Annotated in this window: 17 protein-coding genes, 3 tRNA genes, 3 rRNA genes and 1 pseudogene; 16 read left to right on the top strand and 8 right to left on the bottom strand. The window is 58.6% G+C overall.

The features are described 5' to 3' along the window. Positions 1-42: 42 nt before the first annotated feature. A protein-coding gene (gene prfB, locus HY26_RS03045; RefSeq protein WP_112072912.1) for a peptide chain release factor 2 occupies positions 43-1,153 on the top strand; the annotation gives its coding sequence in 2 pieces (ribosomal slippage) (positions 43-111 and positions 113-1,153; 1,110 coding nt in all). Positions 1,154-1,236: 83 nt separating this feature from the next. Here prfB and HY26_RS18955 read toward each other — a convergent pair. Together HY26_RS18955 and HY26_RS03040 are read right to left on the bottom strand one after the other, a co-directional pair. After that, positions 1,237-1,395 carry a hypothetical protein gene (locus tag HY26_RS18955; protein WP_155843658.1) on the bottom strand — a complete coding sequence of 53 codons (159 nt, stop codon included), beginning with the start codon at positions 1,393-1,395 and terminating at the stop codon, positions 1,237-1,239. A gap of 58 nt (positions 1,396-1,453) precedes the next feature. Beyond that, positions 1,454-1,738 carry a hypothetical protein gene (locus HY26_RS03040; protein WP_139068870.1) on the bottom strand — a complete coding sequence of 95 codons (285 nt, stop codon included), beginning with the start codon at positions 1,736-1,738 and terminating at the stop codon, positions 1,454-1,456. 163 nt (positions 1,739-1,901) lie between these two features. On the opposite strand from HY26_RS03040, the gene HY26_RS03035 reads away from it, so the two are divergent. Beyond that, a complete protein-coding gene (locus HY26_RS03035) occupies positions 1,902-2,678 on the top strand; it encodes an outer membrane protein (protein WP_034768679.1) in 777 nt (258 codons plus the stop codon). A gap of 63 nt (positions 2,679-2,741) precedes the next feature. Here the strand turns inward: HY26_RS03035 and HY26_RS03030 are convergent, their stop codons facing one another. Both HY26_RS03030 and HY26_RS03025 read right to left on the bottom strand, forming a co-directional pair. Next, positions 2,742-3,755 carry a DUF4231 domain-containing protein gene (locus HY26_RS03030; protein WP_034768677.1) on the bottom strand — a complete coding sequence of 338 codons (1,014 nt, stop codon included), beginning with the start codon at positions 3,753-3,755 and terminating at the stop codon, positions 2,742-2,744. A gap of 65 nt (positions 3,756-3,820) precedes the next feature. Then, positions 3,821-5,338 carry an SUMF1/EgtB/PvdO family nonheme iron enzyme gene (locus HY26_RS03025; RefSeq protein WP_158531407.1) on the bottom strand — a complete coding sequence of 506 codons (1,518 nt, stop codon included), beginning with the start codon at positions 5,336-5,338 and terminating at the stop codon, positions 3,821-3,823. Positions 5,339-5,530: 192 nt separating this feature from the next. On the opposite strand from HY26_RS03025, the gene HY26_RS03020 reads away from it, so the two are divergent. After that, entirely contained in the window at positions 5,531-6,520 is a 990-nt protein-coding gene (locus HY26_RS03020; RefSeq protein ID WP_034768675.1) for a zinc-dependent alcohol dehydrogenase family protein, read from the top strand. 59 nt (positions 6,521-6,579) lie between these two features. Here HY26_RS03020 and HY26_RS03015 read toward each other — a convergent pair whose 3' ends face one another. Further along, entirely contained in the window at positions 6,580-7,395 is an 816-nt protein-coding gene (locus HY26_RS03015; protein WP_112072910.1) for a PhoH family protein, read from the bottom strand. 253 nt (positions 7,396-7,648) lie between these two features. Between HY26_RS03015 and HY26_RS03010 the strand changes: the two genes are divergently transcribed. Beyond that, complete coding sequence (locus HY26_RS03010; protein ID WP_034768669.1) at positions 7,649-8,179, top strand: gamma carbonic anhydrase family protein; 531 nt, start codon at positions 7,649-7,651, stop codon at positions 8,177-8,179. A gap of 30 nt (positions 8,180-8,209) precedes the next feature. Here the strand turns inward: HY26_RS03010 and HY26_RS03005 are convergent, their stop codons facing one another. After that, the gene (locus tag HY26_RS03005) at positions 8,210-8,821 is read right to left on the bottom strand and encodes a PilZ domain-containing protein (protein ID WP_034768667.1); all 612 of its coding nucleotides are present in this window, start codon (positions 8,819-8,821) and stop codon (positions 8,210-8,212) included. Between the two features lie 130 nt (positions 8,822-8,951). Here HY26_RS03005 and HY26_RS03000 point away from each other — a divergent pair, with 130 nt between their 5' ends. Then, positions 8,952-10,592: a choline dehydrogenase gene (locus HY26_RS03000; protein ID WP_034768665.1), complete on the top strand. Its 1,641-nt coding sequence runs from the start codon at positions 8,952-8,954 to the stop codon at positions 10,590-10,592. Between the two features lie 3 nt (positions 10,593-10,595). Here the strand turns inward: HY26_RS03000 and HY26_RS02995 are convergent, their stop codons facing one another. Continuing rightward, positions 10,596-11,681, bottom strand: coding sequence for an alpha/beta fold hydrolase (locus tag HY26_RS02995; RefSeq protein WP_112072909.1), 1,086 nt, complete (start codon positions 11,679-11,681; stop codon positions 10,596-10,598). 251 nt (positions 11,682-11,932) lie between these two features. Between HY26_RS02995 and HY26_RS02990 the strand changes: the two genes are divergently transcribed. After that, positions 11,933-14,041: a phosphocholine-specific phospholipase C gene (locus tag HY26_RS02990; protein ID WP_034768663.1), complete on the top strand. Its 2,109-nt coding sequence runs from the start codon at positions 11,933-11,935 to the stop codon at positions 14,039-14,041. Here the strand turns inward: HY26_RS02990 and HY26_RS02985 are convergent. Further along, complete coding sequence (locus tag HY26_RS02985) at positions 14,038-14,589, bottom strand: PAS domain-containing protein (protein WP_034768661.1); 552 nt, start codon at positions 14,587-14,589, stop codon at positions 14,038-14,040. The two genes, HY26_RS02990 and HY26_RS02985, sit on opposite strands and share 4 nt — an antisense overlap. Before the next feature lie 532 nt (positions 14,590-15,121). Between HY26_RS02985 and HY26_RS02980 the strand changes: the two genes are divergently transcribed. From HY26_RS02980 to HY26_RS19190, 10 genes and pseudogenes are all read left to right on the top strand, one after another. After that, the gene (locus HY26_RS02980) at positions 15,122-17,659 is read left to right on the top strand and encodes a TonB-dependent receptor (RefSeq protein ID WP_233348847.1); all 2,538 of its coding nucleotides are present in this window, start codon (positions 15,122-15,124) and stop codon (positions 17,657-17,659) included. Positions 17,660-17,855: 196 nt separating this feature from the next. Then, positions 17,856-18,497, top strand: a complete 642-nt coding sequence (locus HY26_RS02975) for a rhomboid family intramembrane serine protease (protein WP_034768660.1) — start codon at positions 17,856-17,858, stop codon at positions 18,495-18,497. A 78-nt stretch (positions 18,498-18,575) separates the two neighbouring features. Further along, on the top strand, positions 18,576-19,010 hold the full coding sequence (locus tag HY26_RS02970; RefSeq protein WP_034768659.1) for a CBS domain-containing protein: 435 nt from the start codon (positions 18,576-18,578) through the stop codon (positions 19,008-19,010). A gap of 702 nt (positions 19,011-19,712) precedes the next feature. Next, positions 19,713-21,167, top strand: a 16S ribosomal RNA gene (locus tag HY26_RS02960). 226 nt (positions 21,168-21,393) lie between these two features. After that, positions 21,394-21,470 (top strand) — tRNA-Ile (locus tag HY26_RS02955). Positions 21,471-21,527: 57 nt separating this feature from the next. After that, positions 21,528-21,603 (top strand) — tRNA-Ala (locus tag HY26_RS02950). A 263-nt stretch (positions 21,604-21,866) separates the two neighbouring features. After that, positions 21,867-24,636: ribosomal RNA gene (locus HY26_RS02945) — 23S ribosomal RNA — on the top strand. A 99-nt stretch (positions 24,637-24,735) separates the two neighbouring features. Then, a 5S ribosomal RNA gene (gene rrf / locus HY26_RS02940) occupies positions 24,736-24,850 on the top strand. The 16S, 23S and 5S rRNA genes sit together here with 3 tRNA genes alongside, the layout of an rRNA operon. 151 nt (positions 24,851-25,001) lie before the next feature. Further along, positions 25,002-25,078 (top strand) — tRNA-Met (locus tag HY26_RS02935). Between the two features lie 485 nt (positions 25,079-25,563). Next, positions 25,564-25,799: pseudogene (locus HY26_RS19190) on the top strand (hypothetical protein); the annotation flags it as partial.

The following is a 25,799-nucleotide window of genomic DNA, read 5'->3' as shown; positions in this document are numbered from 1 at the left end:
AGGCCCGCCTCGCAGATTTTATTCTTTCGAAAGGCCGAACACATGTCCGCAGAAATCAAGTCCCTGATTGACCAGATCCGCTCCTCGGCCGCTCTGCTACGGAGGCGTCTTTGACTGGGATACAGCCACAAAACGCCTCGATGAACTGACTGCCCTCTCCGAAAAGCCGGACTTCTGGGACGATCCGCAGGCCGCGCAGGCCATGATGCGAGAGCGCCAGAAACTGGCCGAAGGGATTGAAACCGTTCAGGCCCTCGAAAAAGAAGCCGAAGACGCCGGTGAGCTGCTGGAGCTCGCCGAAGGCGACGACGACATGGTTGCCGACCTTGAAGCTTCCCTGAAACGCGCCGCTGACCGGGCCGAGAAGGCGGAATTGGCCGCGCTTCTTTCCGGCGAGGCCGACGGCAATGATGCCTATATCCAGATCAATGCCGGTGAAGGCGGGACGGAGAGCCAGGACTGGGCCTCGATCCTGCGGCGCATGTATGTGCGCTGGGCCGAGAAGCACGGCATGAAGGTTGAGGAGATGGACGAGCGCGAAGGCGAAGAGGCGGGCATCAAATCCGCCACGCTGCAGATCAAGGGTGACAGCGCCTATGGCTGGCTGAAGTCGGAGCAGGGCGTTCACCGCCTCGTCCGCATTTCGCCGTTCGACAGCTCCGCGCGCCGGCACACCTCGTTTGCCTCGGTCACGGTCACGCCGGTGATTGACGACAATATCGAGATCGAGATCGACCCGTCCGATGTGCGCACCGACACTTATCGGGCCTCTGGCGCGGGCGGCCAGCACGTCAACCGGACCGACTCTGCCGTCCGCCTGACGCACGAGCCGACCGGCATCGTGGTCCAGTGCCAGAACGACCGGTCGCAGCACCGCAACCGTGACCAGGCGTGGCAGATGCTGCGCTCCCGCCTCTATGAGCTCGAACTGCAGAAACGCCGCGAAGTCGCCGATGCGAGCTATGCCGGCAAGACCGATATCGGCTTTGGCCACCAGATCCGCTCCTATGTCCTGCAGCCATATCAGATGGTGAAGGATCTCCGGACTGAGGTGGAAACCTCCGACACGCAAGGCGTGCTGGACGGCGACATCGACCGCTTTCTGTCCGCCTCACTCGCTGCTTCTGTGGCGAAGGATGAGGACGAGGCTTAGAGAGATCAGAAATCGATCCGGTGGATCGATTTCTCCGAGAAGGGATGGCTTGGCGTCCGGGCAGCACGCTTGCCCGGAAACGCCTAAGGCGCTTCGGCAAATTTCCTGGTTGAGGACAGGGTCAGCTCGTGTCGGGGGCCGGCCAGCGCTTCGATCAGCGGCGCGGCGAGTACGGGCCCGCGCGTTGGCACGATGATCGGCCCGTGCAGAAAGCCCGGCGTTTCGCCCGCCTGAGTGGGCACGAGAGAGAGAGAAGGTGTATTTCGACTTCGTCTCGCCTTCGGTATTCTTGAAATAGTCTTAGCCGGGGCGTGGTTTCTCCGGCGCGAGCTTCACCTGCAACGCCATCAGGAAGATCAGGCGGCGGAGCACAATACCGATCCGCTTCAGCTCAGCCAGACACCGCCGCTTCATCGTCTTCGAGATCGTGTCCGGCACATCGCGCAACCCGGCCCTGAAACCGGCCATCGCGATGGCGAGGCCGATCGTTTGCCAGGTAAGAGATAAGAAATCGGTGAGATCCGTCATGCCGGGAAGACTGGCACGGGTGCTGGTACCGGGGTTTGGGCGCTCTGTATACATCATATATGCCTTGAAAAAAGACGAAAATTTCGCTGACATGTCTGCGGATTGGGCTGGGCCTATGCCCGTTGATCACGTTCTTGTTATCGGTTCATCTGCGTTGCCAGGAAGCCCGTAGATTCATTACCGGTCAGGCAGGCCGGCCATCAAAAAAAGGGACCACGTTATGCGACTTGGAGTTATTGCCGCAGCATCAGTTATCGGTGCGCTTCTGGCAGCCCCGGGCCATGCACAGGGATTTTATGTGTCAGGTACGGTGGGTGCCGCCATGCAATCAGACAGTGACAATTCAGGCGCGACGAGCGTCGATTTCGTAACCGGCAATGGCGGCGCGCTGCCGGCTGGTACGCCGATCGCGTCCGGCACGCCGGTTGGCTGGAAAACCGAATTTGATAACGGCATGTCGTACTCGGCCGCCGCCGGGTACCAATATTCACCGGCATTCCGCGCAGAGGTTCAGCTCGCCATGTCAAAGGCCGATGTCGATACGCACAAGAGCGTGACACTCGGCGGCGGTTCCATCGATGCCCTCGACGCTGGCGCCCTCACAGGCTCCGCCGATACGCTGGGCGTGACAGTTGCCGATGTCGTGGCCGATGGGCGCGGTGACATCAAGACAACCGCCCTGTTCCTCAATGGCTATTACGATTTCGCCAATGAATCCGGCCTGACCCCTTATGTCGGCGCAGGCATCGGTTATGCGAAGACGGATGTGACCTTCAACCCGTCGGGCGTGGGCATCGTGGACGATGACGACAACGGATTTGCCTACCAGGTCATGGCAGGCGTAACCTACAGCTTCGATGCGCGCTGGGATGTATTCGGTCAGTACACTTACCGCTCAGTTGAGGACGGGAAATACAAGGTCGACCTGTTCCCGGCGAACCTCGAAGTCGAAAACAAATCGAACCTGATCGAAGTCGGCGTCCGCTACAGATTCTGATCAGCAGTTTACGAAATACCGCAGGCCTCCATCATCGGCAGGCCTGCGGCATCATTTTTGATATCAGAGCCGGTAGCTGATACGTTCCCCGGCGCGGCAGAAGGTATCGAGCTCCTGCAGGCAGAGCAGCTCCATATCACGTACGAGATCGAGCAAATTGGTTTCGTCCGCATGGCTCGCAATCTGTTCGATATCACGGACATATTGCTCAAAGCGCGTCTGTGACTGTTCCTCAATCGACGCATTGTCGAGAATGGATACTGTTGCGCCCGCAATGAACAGGGTGACGGCCAGGAAATCGAGCCAGCCGGATGTGGCGGATCCATCCAGTCCGGTGAACAATTTGGTCGACAGCGCAAAGAAGGCAAACGCTGCGGCGCTGAGATAGATCATGTCCTGAGAGGAGTAGAAGATGCGCCGTCGGTTCGCGAAATGGGTCAGCTCGCTCTGGGCGAACCGTTTCTGATACTGGATGCGCAACTCGCCGTAGGCTTCCTTGGTGATCCGGGCGAGGTCCGCATTTGCAGGCTTTTTCGGTGTTCGGGGCAGGGACACGGCTGCAGCGGGCTGGAAGGCACGAAACACCGAATCCCCGCCGTTCAGCTCGTTTTCGATACTGGCAACCTGCCGCGCGGCATACTGGTTCGACAGGATTTCGAGTTCGTTCGCGTCCTGCGCTATGTGACCAAGATGGTAGGCCTGGAATTTCGAACTTCTGAGCCGCTCGACGGCGTAGCGGTTGAGTAGCCACTTTTCCTTCTGGTGCGTCGTGATCAGGTAGATTTGCAGAACGATGCCGAGCCCGGCCAGCAGGGCAGCCAGGGCACTAGCCAACGGTTGTACCGGGTACGGAGGAATGATGATTGCGTCGGCTACCGTATAAATCGAGCTGAATGCGATCAGGACGATCGCCAGGCGTCCGAAACGATGGTAGCGCCGCTTGGCGCGGACGGCCGCTGCTTCATGCTTGTTGAACGCCTCGTCTATTGCCGGGATCTGGAACAGGGTCTGGACCGGAGCGAACACTTCGATCGTTGCGCTGGTGGGGAAGACATCGCGATTGGCTATCTGCATCATAAAATAAACTGTCCCGGAATATCACATGCACGCCCGGTGAGGCGTCGTCTGGCGAAATGTGGATGTCATTCGGCGGACAAGTCGCTGGTCACCACGCGGAAGCCAAAGACCTTATCGCGCACGTTGCGGTCAATCCGGGCCCGGTTTGCGGCCCGGTGGTCGTCCGGGTCGCGTCCCCATGCACCGCCCCGCAATACCCGACGTGCACAATCGCCGTCCCGTTGGGCCGAGCCATCTGTCGGTGCCGTCGTGTAGTTGTTGATGTAGCAGTCTTCGACCCATTCACGCGCATTTCCGAGCATGCCTTTCAGGCCGAACGGGTTTTCGGCCAGCGTGTCGACCGGGACAGGGGCCCGGGAAGGCGCGATGGCGGCATCGAAATAGTCGCCCCACCAATAGGCCGTCGTGGTTCCGCCGCGGGCGGCGTATTCCCATTCCGCTTCGGTCGGCAGCCGGTAGGCCCGGCCCGTCTTGCTGCTGAGCCAGCGGGCATAGGCATTGGTATCGGTCCAGGACACGCCGATGACGGGTTGCCGGCCCTTGCCATAGCCCCGGTCTGACGGCTCGAAGCCATTGCATCCGCCACCCTCGAGACAGGCATCCCACTCATCGAAGGTGATTTCGGTCTGCCCGATGGCGAAGGCGGGCAGCGCCACTTCGTGGAGCGGGTCTTCATTGCCGGTCCGTCCGGCTTCCGTGTCGGGTGAGCCCATCTGGAAGGTGCCGGCCGGAATGGGAATCATTGCGGGGCACGTGTCACAATCGGCAAAGGCTGCCAGCGGATCTTCGACCGGTTTTTCAACAGCGGGCGGCGGTTCCAGCTTCGGGCCCGACATCACCATAGCGGCCACGCCGCCTCCCAACGCCACGACAGCCAAGCCGATGCCGGCAGGGATAAGCCGGTTTGGCTTTGACGCAGGCGTCGGAGCAGGTTGGGGCGGTGAAACGGGCGGCTGTGCGTCCGGCGCGGGAGCTTGTCCCGCTGAGGGACTTGCAATCTTTGCCAATCCGGCGAGCCGGTTGCGGGCGAGGTCAACAAAATGACCATCGGGATACCGGTTGAGATAGGCCTCGTAGTCGGCGGGGTCATCGCTGTCCGCGATGGAGGTCCAGAACGTGTTCTCGATGGTTGCATCGCGCGGGGCGGCGGCTGTTTCGATTGCGGCCGGCGCGGCCTCTGCCTTTACCTCCTGGCGTTCCAGCGCCAAGCGAATGTCGGCAACGAAGCCCTTCCAGTGACTGTCTTCGCGGTCGCCATCCCAGCCGATGAGGTCAGCGCTCTGGGTCAGTTCGAACATGATCGGGCGTTCGGCATCCTGGATCATTGCGGGAATGACGGTCGAGGTACGTTCGCCCAATGTGGCTTCTGCCCGGACCCATTTTGATTTCACGGAAACTTCCGACCAGAGCACAATGACCACGCGGGCATCACGTAGCATGCCTTCTGTGACTTCGTCATAGGTCTGCCCAGCACGGAGGACCTTGTCCCACCAGACCGTAAAGCCTTCCTGCTCCAGCGCTTTTGCGATCTGTTGTGCCTTCGGCCTGTCCGCCCGGCTGTATGATAGGAAAATGTCTGCCACACTCATCCCCAGGGTGCTCTCTGACCGGCACCTCTCTTGCGGGAATGATTAAGCCGTATTTTTGGTAACCAAGCAATGCACTTGTAAATACGGGATTTTTCAATTGAAGGCGGAACAAGTTTTCTTGCGGCGGTGCTTGACGTGCAACATGACGACGACGGACGATGCAGCGGCAATGACGAGGAGCCTCTCATGCGTGCGATGGTGTTCGAGAAAGCCGGTGCGCCGCTCGTCCTGAAGGACGTGCCGGATCCCGTGCCGGGCGAAGGCGAGATCCGGATCAAGGTGACGGCTTGTGCTGTGTGCCGGACGGATTTGCATGTCGTCGATGGAGACCTGAAGAAGCCGAAACTGCCGCTGATTCCGGGACATGAAATCATCGGTGTCGTCGATGCGCTGGGGTCGGGCGCGGCGGGCTTTGCCGTGGGTGACCGGGTCGGCGTGGCGTGGCTCGGGCACACCTGCGGGCGTTGCGTCTATTGCCAGCGCGGGCAGGAAAATCTGTGCGAGGCGGCGGAGTTTACCGGCTACACCCGCGATGGCGGCTTTGCCGAGTATACATTGGCCGACGCGCATTACTGCTTTCCGATCCCGGCTGCCTATTCGGACGAGGCCGCCGCGCCATTGATGTGTGCGGGGCTGATCGGCTACCGCTCCTACCGCATGGCGGGAGAGGGCAGGCGGCTTGGCCTTTATGGCTTCGGCGCAGCAGCGCACATTATCGCGCAGGTGGCCGTACATCAGGGGCGGGAAGTCTTTGCCTTTACCAAGGCCGGCGACGAGAAAGGGCAGGATTTTGCCCGTTCGCTGGGCGCTGTCTGGGCCGGCAGCAGCGAGGAGACGCCGCCGGAGAGACTGGACGCGGCGATCATCTTCGCGCCGGTCGGGGCGCTGGTGCCCGCCGCGCTGAAAGCCGTGGACAAGGGCGGCGCGGTGATCTGCGCCGGTATCCATATGAGTGACATTCCCGCCTTTCCGTATGCGGACCTATGGGAGGAGCGGCGCATACAATCCGTCGCGAACCTCACAAGGCAGGACGGGGTGGAGTTCCTGAAGATCGCGCCGGACGCCATGGTGAAGACATCGACCCATGCCTATCCGCTGGAGCAGGCGAACCAAGCCCTGGACGATCTGCGCGCCGGGCGCTTTGAAGGTGCAGCCGTGTTACGGATGAACCTTTAAAGAAAAAGCCCGCCGGAGGGCATTCCGGCGGGCTGATCAAGGGTGCGTTGGGCTTTGTTTCAGAGCACGCCGAGCATGTCGGCGACGAGCGGGTGGCGGACGACGTCCTGGCCTTCGAGTTTCACGACCGCAGCGCCTTCCAGCTTCTCCAGCCGCTCGGCTGCGTTGGCGAGGCCAGAGAATTCCGGCAACAGGTCTGACTGGGCCGGGTCGCCGGTGATCACCATGGTGGAGTGCCAGCCAAGGCGGGTGAGCAGCATTTTCAGCTGCGTGTAGGTGCAGTTCTGCGCTTCGTCGATGACGATGAAGGCGTTGTTGAGCGTGCGTCCCCGCATGAAACCGATCGGCGCGATCTCGATCACACCTTCGGCCAGCATGTGTTTCAGCTGTCCGGGCGAGAGCCGGTCGGACAGGGCGTCGTAGAGCGGGCGCAGGTAAGGCGCGAGCTTGTCTTCCATGGCGCCGGGCAGGAAGCCGATCTGCTCGCCCGCCTCGACCGCAGGACGCGACAGGATGATGCGCGAGACCTTGCCCTTCTGCAGCGCCTCGACCGCCTTGCAGATGGCGAGATAGGTCTTGCCCGTGCCCGCCGGGCCGAGGGCGGCGACGAGGGCGTATTCGTCCATCGCCTCCATCAGACGGGCCTGATTCTCGGAGCGGGGTTTGACGTTCTTCTGATAGCGCTGGGCCCGGTCGCCCTCAGGGGCTGTCGCGGCGCGCTTGTATTTCTGATCAGCATCGTCGGGATGCCAGGACCGACCTCCATCAATAGCCTGCAGCCGCGGACCCCTCACACGGCCGGTTTCTTCAAACCAGGCAGAGGTGTTCACTTCCGAAGCGGTTTTCATGCGCTTGGCTGCGTTGCGTTTTCCCATGGGAGGTCTCCTTGCTGCAGGGACTAAAAAAGCCGCTGGCAGGAATGCACAGCGGCTGGCTGGAAACTTGGGGGGAAGGGGAGGCAACACGCCCGATGGGCGGCAGGACCTCAACCCGGTATCTTCCGGGCGGCGGGGTATGACACAGTCTCAGGATGACCGTACTCCACGTCCGAATCTGTTGATGAATAGACACTACCAGAGTTATCAGGTGGTAAACATTAAATCCGCAAGCGAAATGAAGGGATGAGGCATGGCAATTTTCGAGATGGATGGAAATCGACCAGACCTGCCTGCAAACGGCAATTACTGGGTCGCCGAGACGGCCCAGGTGATGGGCAATGTCATCCTGAAGGAAAATGCGTCTGTCTGGTACGGCTCGGTGCTGCGCGGGGATAACGACCCGATCACGATCGGCGAGAATTCCAACATTCAGGACAGCTGCGTTCTGCACACGGATGTCGGCAAGCCGCTGACCATCGGCCGCGATGTGACCGTGGGCCATATGGTCATGCTGCACGGCTGCACGATCGGCGACGAGACTCTGATCGGTATCGGCTCGATCATCCTGAACGGCGCGAAGATCGGCAGGAACTGCATCATCGGGGCAAATTCCCTCATCCCGGAGGGCAAGGAAATTCCCGATAATTCACTCGTGATGGGCGCGCCGGGCAAAGTGGTGAAGCCGGTCTCCGAGCATCAGGTCCAGGTGATCAAGATGTCGGCGGTGCACTATGTCGAGAACTGGAAGCGCCACAAGACGGGCCTGAAACGGATCGACTGATCCAGGCATCCACGGCCCGGACCGGCCGGATCAGAGTGAATCGCGTTCGTCTTTCTGGAGGTAACGCACGGCAAAGCCGTCACGGCCCGTGCGGACGACTTCCGCCGGAATCGTGCCTGCACTGACAATCTCGCCAAGCTTCGGCATGGCGGCGCCCTTGCATTCGAAATTGGCACCGGTCAGCGATATGTCGAGCACGCGGCAATTCAGGATCTGGCCGCTGCGGCGCAGGACCTGTGCCGGCACATCGGCCGCATAACGTGGGGCTTCACGCTCTTCGGACAGGTTCAGCATGTCCTTGTTGAGCAGCCAGGTCAGGCGGTCGGCGATCTTCTCGCGCTTGTGCGAGGCGACATTGAACGACAGGGCAAAGCCCTCGCCAGTATGGCGCACAACGGTGGCGACCACGCGGCCAAGGTCATCGAAATAGCAGACAAGTTCGGCGCCAGGATCGGGCAGGGTCGAAGACTGGACCAGTGCGCCCGAGCAGGAGAGATTGATCGTCGAAAGCGATGCATCGTCACCAATATGAGTGAGGAATCGGCCCGGAAGCTGAATGTCCACACGCTTATGGCGGCGGCGATCGAAATATTCTTCTGGCGTTTCTGACGTCATCAGAGCCTGAGAAGTAGAGAAGGTCATCAATCACTCCTTGAGCTGACCCGTCCTTTCGGACTACTTCTCCCCACGCCCTTTACTTAGCACGCTTTCGTTCACAAAGTGTTGCATCAATCGTCGGAATTCAACCGGCGGACGAGGAAAACAGGATCCCATGGAACGCTATGATTACGTAATCGTTGGTGCAGGAAGCGCCGGATGTACCCTTGCCAACCGGCTGTCGGCTGACCCGGCGGTAAAGGTATGCCTGATTGAAGCGGGGAAGAAAGACAACTCGCTGATGGTGCGCATGCCGGCGGGGGTCGGGAGCCTGATCAAGCAGGAGAATGATTTCAACTGGGGGTTTTGGACCGAGCCGCAAAAACACATGAATGGGCGCAAGCTCTATTGGCCGCGCGGCCGGGGCTGGGGCGGCTCGTCCTCCATCAATGGCATGATCTATATCCGCGGCCACGCCGGTGATTATGACCAGTGGGGCCAGATGGGGCTGAAGGGCTGGGACTATGCGAGCGTCCTGCCCTACTTCAAGAAATCAGAGACCCTGGACAAGGGCGAGGACGCTTTCCATGGCGGCAGCGGCCCGCTGAACGTGTCGTCTTCGCCGATGTCCAGCCCGATCTATCGCGCTTTTATCAAGGCCGGGGAACAGGCGGGCTATGCCAGGACCGATGACTTCAATGGTGCCCAGCAGGAAGGGTTCGGCCCTTACCAGCGCACCATCCACAAGGGCGAACGCTGGAGCGCCTCCTATGCCTACCTGCGCCCGATCGTGGGCGTTCGGGACAATCTGACCGTCATCTCGACCGGCCGGGTGACCCGTGTCCTGTTCGAAGGCACGCGTGCCACGGGTGTGGAAGTGGTGGAAGGCAAGGGCGGCTTGCCGCAATCGATCTTCGCCGATGGCGAGGTGATCGTCTGTGCCGGCGCTGTCCAGTCCCCGCAAATCCTGCAGCTGTCGGGCATCGGCAATGCCGAACATCTGGGCCGGTTCGATATCAAGACTGTGGTCGATTCCAAGGGTGTCGGCCAGAACCTGCAGGACCACCTCGATGTGACGGTCATCCATGAGATGACGCAGCCCATCTCTGCCTATTCGATGCAGAAGGGCCTCAAGAAGCTGGGCGTCGGCCTGCGTTACCTGATGAACCAGACCGGGCCCGGCGCAGACAATTTCCTGCAGGCAGGGGCGTTCCTGAAATCGCGTCCTGGCCTCGAAATGCCCGACCTGCAGCTGCACCTCGTCAATGCCATCATGATGGATCACGGCAAGCACGACCCGCAAAAGGATGGCTACACGGTTCACGCCTGTCAGCTGCGCCCGGAAAGCCGGGGCACGGTTTGTCTCGCCTCGAACGACCCGTTCGCCAATCCGTCCATCGACCCGAACCATCTGGCGACGGAAGAAGACCGCCGCGCCATGCGAGAAGCGGTGAAGATGGTGCGCGAAGTCTGTCAGCAGGAGGCGCTGAAGCCGTTCACCGGCTCAGAGATCATGCCCGGCCCGGGCGCCACGTCTGATGAAGACATCGATTCCTTCATCCGCCGTACGGGCGAGACGATCTATCACCCGGTCGGGACGGTCGCGATGGGCGTCAGCGATACCCAGCCGCTGGATGGCGAGCTGAAAGTGAAAGGCGTCGAAGGCCTGCGCGTCGTCGACGCTTCGGTCATGCCGACGCTGATCGGCGGGAACACCAATGCGCCGACGATCATGATCGCCGAAAAAGCCGCCGACCTGATCCTGAAAAAGCCGCTCCTGAAACGTGCGGAATTGCCGGCGATGGCGAGTGCCTAGACCTCAAGGATACTCTTCAAGGAAGGTTGCCAGGTCGTCTTTCCAGAATACCGGGTAAGTATGTGTCCCGTGGCCGCGGGTTTCCGCGGTCGCGGGCACCAGAACGAAGCGCGCATTCGGCATCCGGGCTGCAAGCGCCTCCGGATCGCCGAGACCGGGCGGATTGATGAAATCGTCCGCCGAGTTGATCCAGAGGACGGGCACTCCAATCTCTGACAGGCGCGGCGCGGGGTTGTAGTTCCGCGACGCGTCGAACTGGTAGATCGTGTCATTCGGATCTGCCGGGTTGGAAAGATAACGCTCAATCGTGCTGTGCAGCTGTTCGACCGCTTCTTTGCGGGTCGGCGCGTCTGCCTGAGAACGGTAGGGATTTGAACCAGCGAGGATCAGCGTGTTGGCCCAGATAGCCAGCCCGGTTTCCAGGTCGGCGGCATCGGCATAGTTGCCGTCATTGTAGTGCGGATCCTGCTCGAAGCCGTCGATGATCATCTGGCGGAACATCCGGTTCCGCCCGGCGATTTCGATGGCGTTGCAGGCGAGCGGCACGAGGCGGCGGGCGAAACCCGGATGGGTATCGCCCCAGACAAAGGCGTGCATGCAGCCCATCGATGTGCCGACGATCATTTCCAGCCCACTTACATCGGTGCCCTCGCTGAGCATGCGGTATTGGGCATCGACCATGTCGTCATAGTCATAGCGGGGGAAATTAGCACGCAGGCCGTCGCTCGGCTTGGAACTTTCGCCGTGGCCGAGATTGTCCGGCGAGATGATGTAGAAGCGAGCAAGATCGAGCGGTTGGCCGGGCCCGAACAGTTCGTCACCGAAAGACGGACGCAGCAGGGACTGTCCATTGCCGCCCGTCCCATGAAGCAGCATCACCGCATTGGTGATCTTGCTGTCTTCGTCCCGCTGGGGCGTGCCGAGCGTATAATACGTCATCGTGATCGAGGGCAGGGTTTCGCCCGTGTGGAAGGTGAAGTTGGCGATCTCGACCGTGTGCTTTTCCGCAGCGGCGCGCCAGTCTTCTGCGTTTGCCTGCGCCACACCGCAAAGGGTCATGATGAGTGTGAGGACGAGGAAGTTCCGCATTTGCCGCTCCAATGCCTGCTGCGAGTATTTGGCGAGGGTACTGCGCGCCGTGACGAAGGCAACAGACGGCCGGTGCGGCGGGACGGGCCTGTGTGCGGTCACCTGCCGGCTGGGCTGGTCAGTGGTGTTTAATAAATTTCACAAAATTGTCTGCTGTCGATGAGTTAAATTCATTCTGTTGTCATGCAGCCCGGCTAGACCACCTGGCAAATCAGGGATGGCCATAGCAGCTGACAGGAGAATGCAGGATCATGACGACGGACCGCCGCGAGTTTTTGCGTATGATGGGGGCGGGCGCCGCTGCCGGCGTTGCCACCAATGCCTTTCCTGAAGCGATTGCCCAGGCACTCTCCACACCTGCGGCCAGCGAGACCGGAACCATCCGGGATGTGAAACACATCGTCATCCTGATGCAGGAAAACCGCTCGTTCGATCATTATTTCGGGACGCTGCGCGGCGTGCGCGGATTTGGAGACCGCCACACGGTTCCCCTGGAAAGCGGCAAGCCGGTCTGGTTCCAGTCCGACGGTCAGAAAGAGATCCCGCCTTTCCATCTTGATACGAAGACGACCAATGCCATCGCCCACCCGGGCACGCCGCATTCGTTCGGGGATTCGCAGGCGGCGTGGAACCAGGGCAAGTTCGGATACTGGCCGAAATACAAAAATCCCTTCTCGATGGGATATTTCAAGCGTGAGGACGTACCGTTCCAGTTCGCGCTGGCCGAAGCCTTCACCATTTGCGACGCCTATCACTGCTCGATCACGACCGGCACGGACCCGAACCGGATCGTGTTCTGGTCAGGCTCCAACCATGATCCGGAGCTGCGCGCGCGGGGGATCAACGGGACGGAAGCGGACAGCGAGCCGAACAATCTGCGCTGCTGGATCAAGGGCGCCTTGCCGGAACCGGGCTACACCTATCAGGGCTCCGCCCTGCCATGGCAGACCCTTCCGGATGTGCTGGAAGAGGCCGGCGTCTCCTGGCGTATTTATCAGGACACGAACGATAACTGGACCGGCGCCATGCATGGCGGGCTTGCATTCAAAAGCTTCCGCGAGGCAAAACCCGGCTCGCCGCTTTACGAGAAGGGGATGCGGGACTTCTCGCTTGAGCAGTTTGCGGCCGATGTGGAGGCTGGCACCCTGCCGGAGGTGACCTGGATCCTGCCGCCGAAAGACTGGTCAGAGCATCCGAGCGCGTCGACACCGCTGCAGGGCGCCGAATACACGTCCCGTATCCTGAAAGCCCTGACGGCCAATCCGGAGGTCTGGAGCCGCACCGTCTTCTTCCAGACATTCGATGAGAATGATGGACTGTTCGATCACCTGCCGCCGGCCGCCCCGCCATCCTACACAGTGGACGGCGAACTGGCGGGCAAGTCGACCGTGGATGTGAAGGGCTTCTATTTCTCCGACCCGGAGAAGCGGTTGCTGGAAGAAGACGACACGATCAGCGGTTCCGTCCGTCCCTGGGGGCTTGGTCCGCGTGTACCATTTTATGTCGTTTCGCCATGGAGCCGCGGCGGGTGGGTAAACAGCCAGGTCGCCGATCACACGTCCGTGGGCATGTTCCTCGAGAAACGGTTCGGCGTGACGGTGCCTGCGATCAGTCCCTGGCACCGCGCGGTCTGCAGCGACCTGACTTCCTGTTTCGATTTCCAGACACCGAACGAGCCGGTCTTCCCGGACCTGCCGCCTGCCGAAGGATCGCAGAAAGCCGTGCTGGCACAGATCCATCGCCGGCGCATCGAGCCGCCAGCCGAGCCGCAGTTTCTGTCGCAGGAGCAGGGCACGCGGCTGTCGCGCGCGCTGCCTTATGCGCTGGACGTCACGGCAGAGGCCAATCCGGAAACGATCTCGCTGAAATTTTCCAATACGGGAAAGGCGGGCGCGGTCTTCCACGTTTATGACAAACGCCACCTCGACCGCATTCCGCGCCGTTACACGGTTGAAGCCGGCAAGGCGATTTCGGATGTTTGGGAACTCGGCCAGGACGCCGGTCAGTATGACCTGTGGGTGCTGGGGCCGAACGGTTTCCTGCGCACGTTCCAAGGCGACGCGTCTACGGCGATCGAAACCTCTGCGAAATTGAATTTGCGTACACGGATCGTTACCCTGATGACCAAGAACAAGGGCCGGACGAAGCGGGAACTGTCTTTGTCTGCCGGAGTTTATGACGGCTCTGAGCCGGTCTCCGTGACCGTGGGAGCAGGCAAGACGGTAAAACGGGAATTTGAAACCAGCGGCAGCGGTGCCTGGTACGACATCACGGTGTCCGCGGAAGGGTTCGAACGTCGCCTCGCTGGCCGTATCGAAACGGGCCGCGACAGTATCAGCGACCCGGCGATGGGCGTTTAGCCGTTGGAGGCCACCAGTTTCACGCGCGGCTCGCTCATGCGGGTATCGGGCGGGACCAGCATCGAGACCCGGTGACGCCAGACGGGGCGGCCCTTCAGCATGGGCTCACCGCCGAGCGTCTGGTAGAGGCCGAGCATGCGGTTGCTGTCCGGGCGTTCGGTCTGTTTGGCCAGCGGCATGATGGTGAGTTCCAGCTCGACGCGCTGGCCTGTCATTGTCTCGCCGCGGCCGCGGATGACGCCCGGGGCGCCGTCCAGCTGAACGGCATCGAGGAAGGCCGACATCATCGACTTGTCCGGCCCGGACCAGAGGTTCAGGAAATCATGGTCCACCAGCGGCCGGCCCAGCAGGCCGGTCAGTGATCCGCCAGCCGTGCGGAACAGCCAGGCGCCGTCGCGTTTGTTCTCGAGAACGAAGAGGCGATCAATCAGGCCGGGATGGTCTTCGACCCGTGGCGACTCAAAGGCGGCGGAAGCGTTGTTTGCGTTCATGCGACGCCAGGCGTCCAGCAGGACTCTGGTGTTGGGATGAATGGACCGGTCATTCATGATTGGATGGAACTCCGAATTTTAAGCTAGCCCCCGCGGGCCGGTTCGGGGCTCTCTTCCGCAATAACTGTTCCAGACGCGGCTTTTCCCTCCCGTGGCGAATTCTGGAATGGGTTGGGGCGGGATTTTCCCCTTTGAGGTAAAAAACAGCCATCTCAGGCGAGTGGAGCCCTCGCAAGTTCGCGTGCTGGTGCCGCATGGTTTCCCAAACGTGTCCCTCGACGGGACGACTGAGTGATTCGTGTTGACCGTTCAGCGCGGGGGTGACGGATCGTCAGATAAAATGTTCGACGTACCACCCGAAAAAGAGGGCAAATCCACCTGGTAAACGCCTACAGGCGCGGCGCTTCATTTGCCGTTCGTGGCTTTCCGGCAACGGATTTTCGTTTTGGACACAATTTACGGGCGAAACCCTTGCTGTCGGTAACCTTAAGGATACGAAAGGTGTGCGAGAAAACTCGCAAAGACTGGCGTTTCCTCCACTCACTTCAGCAGTCTTTCAAAAATCAATGTCCAAAGGGAGAGTGACCTCGTGTCTACATCCAATGCCTATTCACGTGCAGGCTTTAAAGCCTTTCTCAGTTTCAGTGTCGGCCTGACGGCTCTGGCAGCCAGCCAGGTTCCGGCCCACGCACAGGAAACGACCGACGAAGATGCGTCACGAACGCTGCAAACCGTCACCATTACCGCGACCAAGCGCGAGCAGACGCTGCAGGACGTGCCGGTGGCTGTCTCCGTTGTCGACAGTTCTGTTATCGAACAGGCGGAAATCGTCGACCTGAACGACCTTCAGTCGATCGTGCCGTCGCTGCGTATCGGACAGTTCCAGTCTTCGGCCAACACCAACTTCATTATCCGCGGCTTCGGCAATGGCGATAACAATGCCGGCATCGAGCCGTCGGTCGGTGTCTTTATCGATGGTGTGTACCGCTCTCGCTCGGCAGCCCAGATTTCCGATCTGCCGAATATCGAGCGCGTGGAGGTCCTGCGTGGCCCGCAGTCGACCCTGTTCGGCAAGAACGCCTCGGCTGGTGTGATCTCGATTGTCACCGAGAAGCCGCAATATGAATGGGGCGGATCGGCCGAAGCGACAGTTGGCAATTACAACATGTTCCGCGTGGCCGGAGATGTCACAGGCCCGCTCGCCGAGAACGTCGCCTTCAGCCTGGGGGCCAACTACAATACGCGTGACGGTTATGCGGATGACCTCAATACGGGCGCCGACATCAACGACCGCAACCGCTGGGGCGTTCGCGGCCAGTTGCTGATCGAGCCGACCGAGGATCTCAGCTTCCGCATCATCGGGGACTTCGACAAGATCGACGAAACCTGCTGCGTGGCTGGCAATATCGTCAACGGCATGACCGGTGCGGCGATCTTTGCGTTGGGCGGCCAGATCGATCCGGAGAACCCGTTCTCTTATGAAGTCTACAACAACCTCGACTCCTCCAATGACGTCGAAAACTCCGGCTTGTCGGTTCAGGCTGACTACGCGCTCGGGTTTGCGGATGTTACCTCGATCACGGCATACCGGTCGTCCAAGCTGAAGACCGACCAGGATTCAGACTTCACCAGCGCTGACCTGCTGGCCCGCAACGCCAACGACACAGACATCGATACCTTCACCCAGGAGATCCGCCTGACATCGACCGGCGATGGGGCCATCGACTGGATGGTCGGCGGTTTCTACTTCGATGAATCCGTCGATATCGAGAACCAGATTCTCTATGGTCAGGACATCCGGGGTTATATCGACTTCCTGTCCCAGGGCCTGCTGACCGGGCTTGAACCGCTGGTCTTCGGCGTGCCGGAGGGCTTCTTCTTCCAGCCGGGGCAGGGGATGATTGAAGCGTATGGTCAGGACAACACGGCATTCTCCCTGTTCGGCACGGTGGACTATCACGTGACCGACCGCCTGACCGCGACGCTGGGCCTGAACTATACGCAGGACAACAAGGACGCGTATGGCACGGTTGTGTCGACGGATACCTTCTCCGCGATCGATCTTGACCCATTGTCGCCATACATCTCCCAGGTGGCCACAGGCGCTTTGCTCCTGCAGGCGGGTGTGGACCCGACCAGCCCGGCTCAGGTCGGCGCGTTCGCGGCGGCTTATCCGGACATCTTTGCGACGATCCAGTCGACGGCAGCGAGCGCAACGTCCCAGTTGCAGCTGCTGCAATTCTTCCCGCAATTCGTGAACTTCCCGAATGCGGTGGAAAGCGGCTCGACCAATGACGACGACACGACCTACACGCTGCGCCTCGCTTATGACGCCACGGACAATATGAACGTGTACGCATCATATGCCACGGGCTTCAAGGCGTCGTCCTGGAACCTGTCGCGTGACAGCCGTCCGACTCCGACGGGGTATTCGAACCTAGTTGCGGCAGGCCTCAACCCACCGAACCTGACAACGGGCACCCGGTTTGCGGGTCCGGAAGAGTCGGAAGTGTTCGAAGTCGGCTTGAAAGGTGCCTGGGACACGTTCGCCATGAACGTGGCTGTGTTCGACCAGAAGATCAAAGGCTTCCAGTCCAACATCTTTACTGGCACGGGCTTCGCGCTTGCGAATGCGGGTGAGCAGTCAACGCAGGGCCTGGAACTCGACGCGACATGGAATGCGACGGAGAACCTGACGCTCGGCTTCGCCGGCACCTTCCTCGATCCGGTCTATGACAGCTTCGAGAACTCCTCGGCGGGAGACATCTCCGGGGCAAAGCCGGCGGCCATCTCGGAAGTGTCCACATCTGTCTCGGCGCTCTATACCTTCAACTTTGAAGGTCTGGATGCATTCGTCCGCGGCGACTGGCAGCATGAAGGTCCGGCGACGTATCGCGATGATCCGGCTGAGCAGGCGATCATCGGCCAGGAACGCAAGTATGATCTCTTCAACGCGTCTCTTGGTTTCACCTCCGAAAGCGGAATCAGCCTGACATTCTGGGGGCGGAATATTTTCGACGAGGAATACATCATGGCGGCGTTCCCGGCCGTGGCGCAGCTCGGTTCGTTCTCCGGATATCCGAACCAGCCGGCGACCTATGGTGTGACCGTTCGCAAGTCCTTCTAAGCGTCACAACAGTCTTCTTATGGAAAGCCCCGCCGTTTGGCGGGGCTTTTTTATTGATGTGCCCGCCGCCGTACCCGCTGGTCATGAAGGCTGTGGCCGACTAGCCTGACCGGGTTGTTGTTCCACAGACAAGGTCCGATTCCTTCCCGTGACGCGTGCATCCAGGACGCCTCCTGTTATAGAAGCCCCGCCCGCGGTGACCGGCCTCGCCGGCCTCATCATCCTGGCGCATGTCGTTCGCGTTTTCTCTCCGTCCAGCTGGCAGGGCTTTATGCTTCCGCTGGGCGTGCTCCAGCCGGACAGGTTTTGGGCGTCGATGGGCGTTGGGGCGCAAGGGGTATTGCCTTACAACTCTCCAATAGAGGCTTTGGTGCCGCTTCTGGCGAGTGCCTTGCTTCATGATGGATGGGCGGGCGCTATCCTGAATGCGGCATTGATCGTGATTTTCGGGCGGCTGGTGCACGCGTCGCTCTCTATCGGCCGGAAAAGCGGGGCGATTCCTTTCCTTGTGGTGTTCGCTGTGTCCGTGGTGGGCGGTTCGTTTTTCCACCTGGTGACCCAATATCCGGCCGGAACGGGCCTTATCGGGGCGTCTGGCGGCGCCAGCGGCCTGTTTGCGGCCTGGGTGCTGATACAGGAGGGGCGGGGCGGGCAGATCCTGTCGAAGAGGTTCCTGACCGTTTTCCTGTTCTTCGCCGTCGTGAATCTGGCGTTGTGGCTGATGGGGCCGTCGCTGTTAGGGGCCGGAATCAGCTGGCAGGCGCATATGGGTGGCTTCCTTGCGGGGGCGATGATGTTCCAGATTTACCGCGCGCAAAGGCCCCGTTCGCGATTCTGATCGCCGGAATGCCGCCTTTATGGTAGGTTTCCGTAACGGCGAGGCCGGCCAGCGGTCCGCACATAACGGAGGACGCGCATGACAATAGACCAGATACTGAATGACAAAGGGCGCGAAATTATCTCGGTGAAGGCTGATTCGACCCTCTCCGAAGCCGCCCGGATCCTGGACGAAAAAAGAATAGGCGCAGTGGTGGCGTTGGGCGACGGTGGAGAGATCGTGGGTGTTCTTTCCGAACGCGACATTGTTCGCCACGTCGCACGCAACGGGGCTTCGGCCCTTAATATCCATGTCGGAGACGCCATGACCCGCGATGTCATCACCATTGAATCGACCACGAAAGTGGATGATGCGATGCAACTGATGACGGATCGGCGAGTCAGACACTTGCCGGTTTTGCGCAATGATCGCCTGATTGGCGTCGTTTCCATTGGCGATCTGGTGAAATGGAAGATCGCCGAGACAGAAGCCGAAGCCGAAGCGATGAAATCCTACATCGCGACACAATACTGATTTTACAAGGCTCTAGCTTTTTAGAGCTCGAATTTCGGCGCTGATGCATGGCCGCTCTGCAGTGAAATCGCATTATTTCTTGCGATTTGCTGCAGAAGGGGGTTGCGGCCTCCCCGTGCCTTGAGTATCTCCCGGCCTCCGCTGAAGACGCCCTCGGGTTTCGGAAGCGGGCCCGCCAAAAAGGCTTCTGGGAAGTGCAAAAAGAGCTTGCAGCTCGGACCGAACAGAAGCTATATAGGCGGTTCCTCAAAACGCTCGGAAATAACGGGCCGGTCACCGGTCAGGGATTTCTTTTGCGCTAAAAATCTGGTGGTTCCACGGTTAAAACCGGAAACTGCAGAAGGCGCAAAAAAGGGTGTTGACGGGGAAAACGGCGGCCCATATAAGCCGCCACTTCCGGACGGGGCCGCAGGCTTCTGAAGGGCTTCGGAACTCCGGTTCCAGCTGTTTGACATCGTAAGAGATTAAGGAAGAGAAACGCAGGCGGCGTGATGGCTTGCGAACCTCGCCAGAGAGCAATCGACGGCAGGTTCATACGATCACGACGGATGCGTTTCTTGAGAGAAAATTCTTTTATCCATCGAATGGGTTTCGGCCTGTTCTTTGTGACAAAGGGTTTCTCGTCAAAAGAACGCAATACTTATGCTTAACAGCTTGAGTAACCGTCCATATTCCAATGGATGGTTTCGTCAGATCAACACTCAACTTGAGAGTTTGATTCTGGCTCAGAACGAACGCTGGCGGCAGGCCTAACACATGCAAGTCGAACGACATAGTGGCAGACGGGTGAGTAACGCGTGGGAACGTACCTTTCGCTACGGAATAGCTCTTGGAAACGAGTGGTAATACCGTATACGCCCTCCGGGGGAAAGATTTATCGGCGAAAGATCGGCCCGCGTTAGATTAGGTAGTTGGTGGGGTAATGGCCTACCAAGCCTACGATCTATAGCTGGTCTGAGAGGATGATCAGCCACACTGGGACTGAGACACGGCCCAGACTCCTACGGGAGGCAGCAGTGGGGAATCTTGCACAATGGGCGAAAGCCTGATGCAGCCATGCCGCGTGAATGATGAAGGCCTTAGGGTTGTAAAATTCTTTCGCCAGGGATGATAATGACAGTACCTGGTAAAGAAGCCCCGGCTAACTTCGTGCCAGCAGCCGCGGTAATACGAAGGGGGCTAGCGTTGTTCGGAATTACTGGGCGTAAAGCGCACGTAGGCGGACTTTTAAGTCAGATGTGAAATCCCGGGGCTCAACCTCGGAACTGCATTTGAAACTGGAAGTCTGGAGTTCAGGAGAGGTTAGCGGAATACCGAGTGTAGAGGTGAAATTCGTAGATATTCGGTGGAACACCAGTGGCGAAGGCGGCTAACTGGACTGATACTGACGCTGAGGTGCGAAAGTGTGGGGAGCAAACAGGATTAGATACCCTGGTAGTCCACACCGTAAACGATGACAGCTAGTTGTTGGCAGGCATGCCTGTCGGTGACGCAGCTAACGCATTAAGCTGTCCGCCTGGGGAGTACGGCCGCAAGGTTAAAACTCAAAGAAATTGACGGGGGCCCGCACAAGCGGTGGAGCATGTGGTTTAATTCGAAGCAACGCGCAGAACCTTACCTACCCTTGACATCCCGATCGCGGTTTCCAGAGATGGATTCCTTCAGTTAGGCTGGATCGGTGACAGGTGCTGCATGGCTGTCGTCAGCTCGTGTCGTGAGATGTTGGGTTAAGTCCCGCAACGAGCGCAACCCTCATCCTTAGTTGCCATCACGTTTGGGTGGGCACTCTAAGGAAACTGCCGGTGGCAAGCCGGAGGAAGGTGGGGATGACGTCAAGTCCTCATGGCCCTTACGGGTAGGGCTACACACGTGCTACAATGGCAGTGACAATGGGATAATCCCAAAAAGCTGTCTCAGTTCAGATTGTCCTCTGCAACTCGAGGGCATGAAGGTGGAATCGCTAGTAATCGTGGATCAGCATGCCACGGTGAATACGTTCCCGGGCCTTGTACACACCGCCCGTCACATCATGGGAATTGGCTCTACCCGAAGACGCTGTGCTAACTTCGGAGGCAGGCGGCCACGGTAGGGTCAGTGACTGGGATGAAGTCGTAACAAGGTAGCCGTAGGGGAACCTGCGGCTGGATCACCTCCTTTCTAAGGATGCATTGGATTGTTTTGCTCACGCGGAACTCCAAGGCTTCTTAAAATTAGCTCCCATCGAGGAGCAAAACATATGCGGCTGTCGCGCCGTCTCCGTTTCTCTTCCTTCGTTCGTTGTTTGGATCTGCATCATGCGGTTCCGAGCACTAAGCGAGCCCCGCGGGCGCTTTATCGCCTGTCTTCGACTTTGACCGCGATGGGCCTGGCCCTGACCAGTCATGGGCCGGTAGCTCAGGTGGTTAGAGCGCACGCCTGATAAGCGTGAGGTCGGAAGTTCAACTCTTCCTCGGCCCACCATCGAAGCCTGCGGCAACGCAGGGCAGGGCATGCGACCTGGCGGGAAGCCGGGGTTACGGGGCCATAGCTCAGTTGGGAGAGCGCCTGATTTGCATTCAGGAGGTCGTCGGTTCGACTCCGTCTGGCTCCACCATCGCCTTCATGGCGCTACAACGATCGAAAGAAGAACGTCCGTTTCCGGAGCAAGCTCCGGGATATTTGTCATCGTAAGGGAAAGATTGATCCGGCAGCCATGCCGCTCGACCCATTGGGTCTGGCCTGGTTGCTTCAGCCGATAAAATGATTGCCGTAAGGTAGTCATCCAAAGGGTCAGTCTGCAAGAAACCAACATGTCTGATCGAGATCCATGTGGTGGGTTCGCGTATGCGTTTTCCACTGCACATGGGTTTCAAAAACGATCAAGCGTCAAAAGGGCATCCGGGGGATGTCTTGGCGGTAAGAGGCGATGAAAGACGTGGCACTCTGCGATAAGCACCGGGGAGGCGAGAGCATCCTTTGATCCGGTGATTTCTGAATGGGGAAACCCACCTCCGAGATGTTGGATAAATATTCCGTTCGCGGGATATGTATCTGACATTTCAATAGCGAGGTATTTTAACCTGAATACATAGGGTTAAAAAGCGAACCCGGGGAATTGAAACATCTAAGTACCCGGAGGAAAGGACATCAATTGAGACTCCGTTAGTAGTGGCGAGCGAACGCGGACCAGGCCTGGTCTGAAATAAGGAGAAGTATCTGGAAAGGTACGCCATAGTGGGTGATAGCCCCGTATCCGTGCAATGAAGACCTTTTAGAGTAGGGCGGGACACGTGAAATCCTGTCTGAACATGGGGGGACCATCCTCCAAGCCTAAGTACTCCTTACCGACCGATAGTGAACAAGTACCGTGAGGGAATGATGAAAAGAACCCCGATGAGGGGAGTGAAACAGATCCTGAAACCGGATGCCTACAAGCTGATGGAGCTCTTCGGAGTGACATCGTACCTTTTGTATAATGGGTCAGCGACTTAGTGTTGCGTGCAAGCTTAAGCCGTTAGGTGTAGGCACAGCGAAAGCGAGTCTGAATAGGGCGACCGAGTACGTAGCATTAGACCCGAAGGCAGATGATCTAGGTATGGGCAGGCTGAAGGTGCGGTAACACGCACTGGAGGGCCGAACCGTTGAGCGTTGAAAAGCTCTCGGATGACCTGTGCCTAGGGGTGAAAGGCCAATCAAATCTGCTGATAGCTGGTTCTCCGCGAAATCTATTTAGGTAGAGCGTCACGATTAGACTCTGGGGGGTAGAGCACTGAATGGGCTAGGGGTCCTCACCGGATTACCAAACCTTCTCAAACTCCGAATACCCAGAAGTTATGCGTGGCAGACACACGGCGGGTGCTAACGTCCGTCGTGAAAAGGGAAACAACCCAGACCGCCAATTAAGGCCCCTAAGTAATAGCTAAGTGCGAAACGATGTGGAGGTGCTGAGACAATCAGGAGGTTGGCTTAGAAGCAGCCATCCTTTAAAGAAAGCGTAACAGCTCACTGATCAAGCGCCTCTGCGCGGAAAATGTAACGGGACTAAAGTTATTCGCCGAAATTGCGGACTCGAAAGAGTGGTAGCGGAGCGTTCCGTAAGCCTGCGAAGGTGAACCGTGAGGTTTGCTGGAGGTATCGGAAGTGAGAATGCTGACATGAGTAGCGACAAAGCGGGTGAGAGACCCGCTCGCCGAAAGACCAAGGGTTCCTGCGTAAAGCTAATCTGCGCAGGGTTAGCCGGCCCCTAAGGTAAGGCCGAAAGGCGTAGCCGATGGGAACCACGTTAATATTCGTGGGCCAAGGGATGAGTGACGGATTTCGAAAGTTGTAGCCCCTTATTGGATTGGGTCTGCAGCCTGGAAGTTCCTGGAAATAGCCTCCCATTAAGACCGTACCCGAAACCGACACAGGTGGTCAGGTAGAGCATACCAAGGCGCTTGAGAGAACTATGTTGAAGGAACTCGGCAAATTACCTCCGTAACTTCGGGAGAAGGAGGCCTCAATCTGGGCAACCAGGTCTGAGGGGCACAAAACTGGGGGTTGCGACTGTTTATCAAAAACACAGGGCTCTGCGAAGCCGCAAGGCGACGTATAGGGTCTGACGCCTGCCCGGTGCCGGAAGGTTAAAAGGAGAGGTGAGAGCCTTGAATTGAAGCCCCGGTGAACGGCGGCCGTAACTATAACGGTCCTAAGGTAGCGAAATTCCTTGTCGGGTAAGTTCCGACCTGCACGAATGGCGTAACGACTTCCCCACTGTCTCCAACATAGACTCAGCGAAATTGAATTCCCCGTGAAGATGCGGGGTACCCGCGGTCAGACGGAAAGACCCCGTGAACCTTTACTACAGCTTCACAGTGGCATTAAAGAACTTATGTGTAGGATAGGTGGGAGGCTTTGAAGCTTTGGCGCCAGCTGGAGTGGAGCCAACCTTGAAATACCACCCTTAATTTCTTTGATGTCTAACCGCGCCCCTGGATGGGGCCGGGACCCTGTGTGGCGGGTAGTTTGACTGGGGCGGTCGCCTCCTAAAGAGTAACGGAGGCGCGCGATGGTAGGCTCAGAGCGGTCGGACATCGCTCGATGAGTGCAATGGCATAAGCCTGCCTGACTGCGAGCTCGACGGAGCGAGCAGAGACGAAAGTCGGTCATAGTGATCCGGTGGTCCCGAATGGAAGGGCCATCGCTCAACGGATAAAAGGTACTCCGGGGATAACAGGCTGATGATGCCCAAGAGTCCATATCGACGGCATCGTTTGGCACCTCGATGTCGGCTCATCACATCCTGGGGCTGGAGCAGGTCCCAAGGGTTCGGCTGTTCGCCGATTAAAGTGGTACGTGAGCTGGGTTCAGAACGTCGCGAGACAGTTTGGTCCCTATCTGCCGTGGGTGTTGGATACTTGAGAGGATTTGTCCCTAGTACGAGAGGACCGGGATGAACACACCTCTGGTGGACCTGTTGTGGCGCCAGCCGCATTGCAGGGTAGCTATGTGTGGACGGGATAACCGCTGAAAGCATCTAAGCGGGAAACCCACCTCAAAACCAGGTATCCCTGAGAGCCGTGCAAGACCAGCACGTCGATAGGCCGGGTGTGGAAGCGCTGCGAGGCGTGAAGCTAACCGGTACTAATTGCTCGATCGGCTTGATCGAGAAACTCGTGTGTAGTTGAAAGCGCATCCGCTTTAACTGCCACCGATCTCAAACAGACATATTGGTTTCTAAGCTTGCAAGCAGTCTGGTTTCCGCCGACCCGGTGGTTATGGCAGGGGCTCCCCACCTGATCCCATCCCGAACTCAGTCGTTAAGTCCCCTTGCGCCAATGGTACTACGTCTTAAGGCGTGGGAGAGTAGGTCGCTGCCGGGTCCGCAGAGCCCAGACAAAGCAAGCATCTTGCAGACATTTCTTTCCTTTACGACGACATCTGCCGCAAGCCGGCAGTTGCTCCGGCCTTAGCCTTTGGCGGGCCGGATTTGCATTTTAGGGGGCAACGCCTAGAGTGCAGCGACAAGTTTGACGCGGGATGGAGCAGCCCGGTAGCTCGTCAGGCTCATAACCTGAAGGTCGCAGGTTCAAATCCTGCTCCCGCACCCAAATAAGCCCGTTAAGTCAATGACTTAGCGGGCTTCATTTTTTCTGGAAATCGACGCCAATTTCTCGTGGCAGCACTATGGTAGCAAATATCGGGAAATTCGCCTTAAAAGCTGTGGATTTTGCTACTTTGGTGCTTACGACGATCTCTTTTCGCTCGCGGCGAACGTTCATCGCGAAACGTCGGGGGAATTGGTATTTTCAAAATCGCCTCATAGGGGAATTTCGATCTGTCCAATTTTTTTGCGCGAGATCCTAGAGTCTTAGACATTCGCTTGGGAAAGTATCTGATGCATTGAACTAGCCTCGCGGAAGAAGAAAATTCAACCGTTGGCGTACTCAGGGTTCGAACGGTACACCCGCTTTATCATTCTCTCATAACTTACGCTCGGGTGGAGTCGCATGACAGTTGTTTTGGCGTTGTAAATCGAATTCAACTAATCATTCGGGCTTCAAACGAAGAGAATAGCTGGTTAACGGACTGCAAGATGCTCTACACGGATGACTTTAGTGACCAAAGATTGAAAGCGTGGTGCATTCACTGTTTTGATTGGATTAGCGACAAACCGTCCAATAAGGACCATGTGCCGACAAAGTCGCTCCTGTCAAAACCCGCAAGGCAACTCGGAGCCAAATACGACAAAGGCATCGGAGAACTGTTTGACTATCTACCCCAAGTCCACATTTGCCAGGTGACCCAGCCCCGTGATCCGGGCCGTTCATT

Origin of the sequence: Hyphomonas sp. GM-8P (assembly GCF_003263315.1) — a bacterium.
In the GTDB taxonomy this organism is placed as follows: domain Bacteria; phylum Pseudomonadota; class Alphaproteobacteria; order Caulobacterales; family Hyphomonadaceae; genus Hyphomonas.
This window is presented reverse-complemented; position numbering and strand designations above follow the sequence as displayed.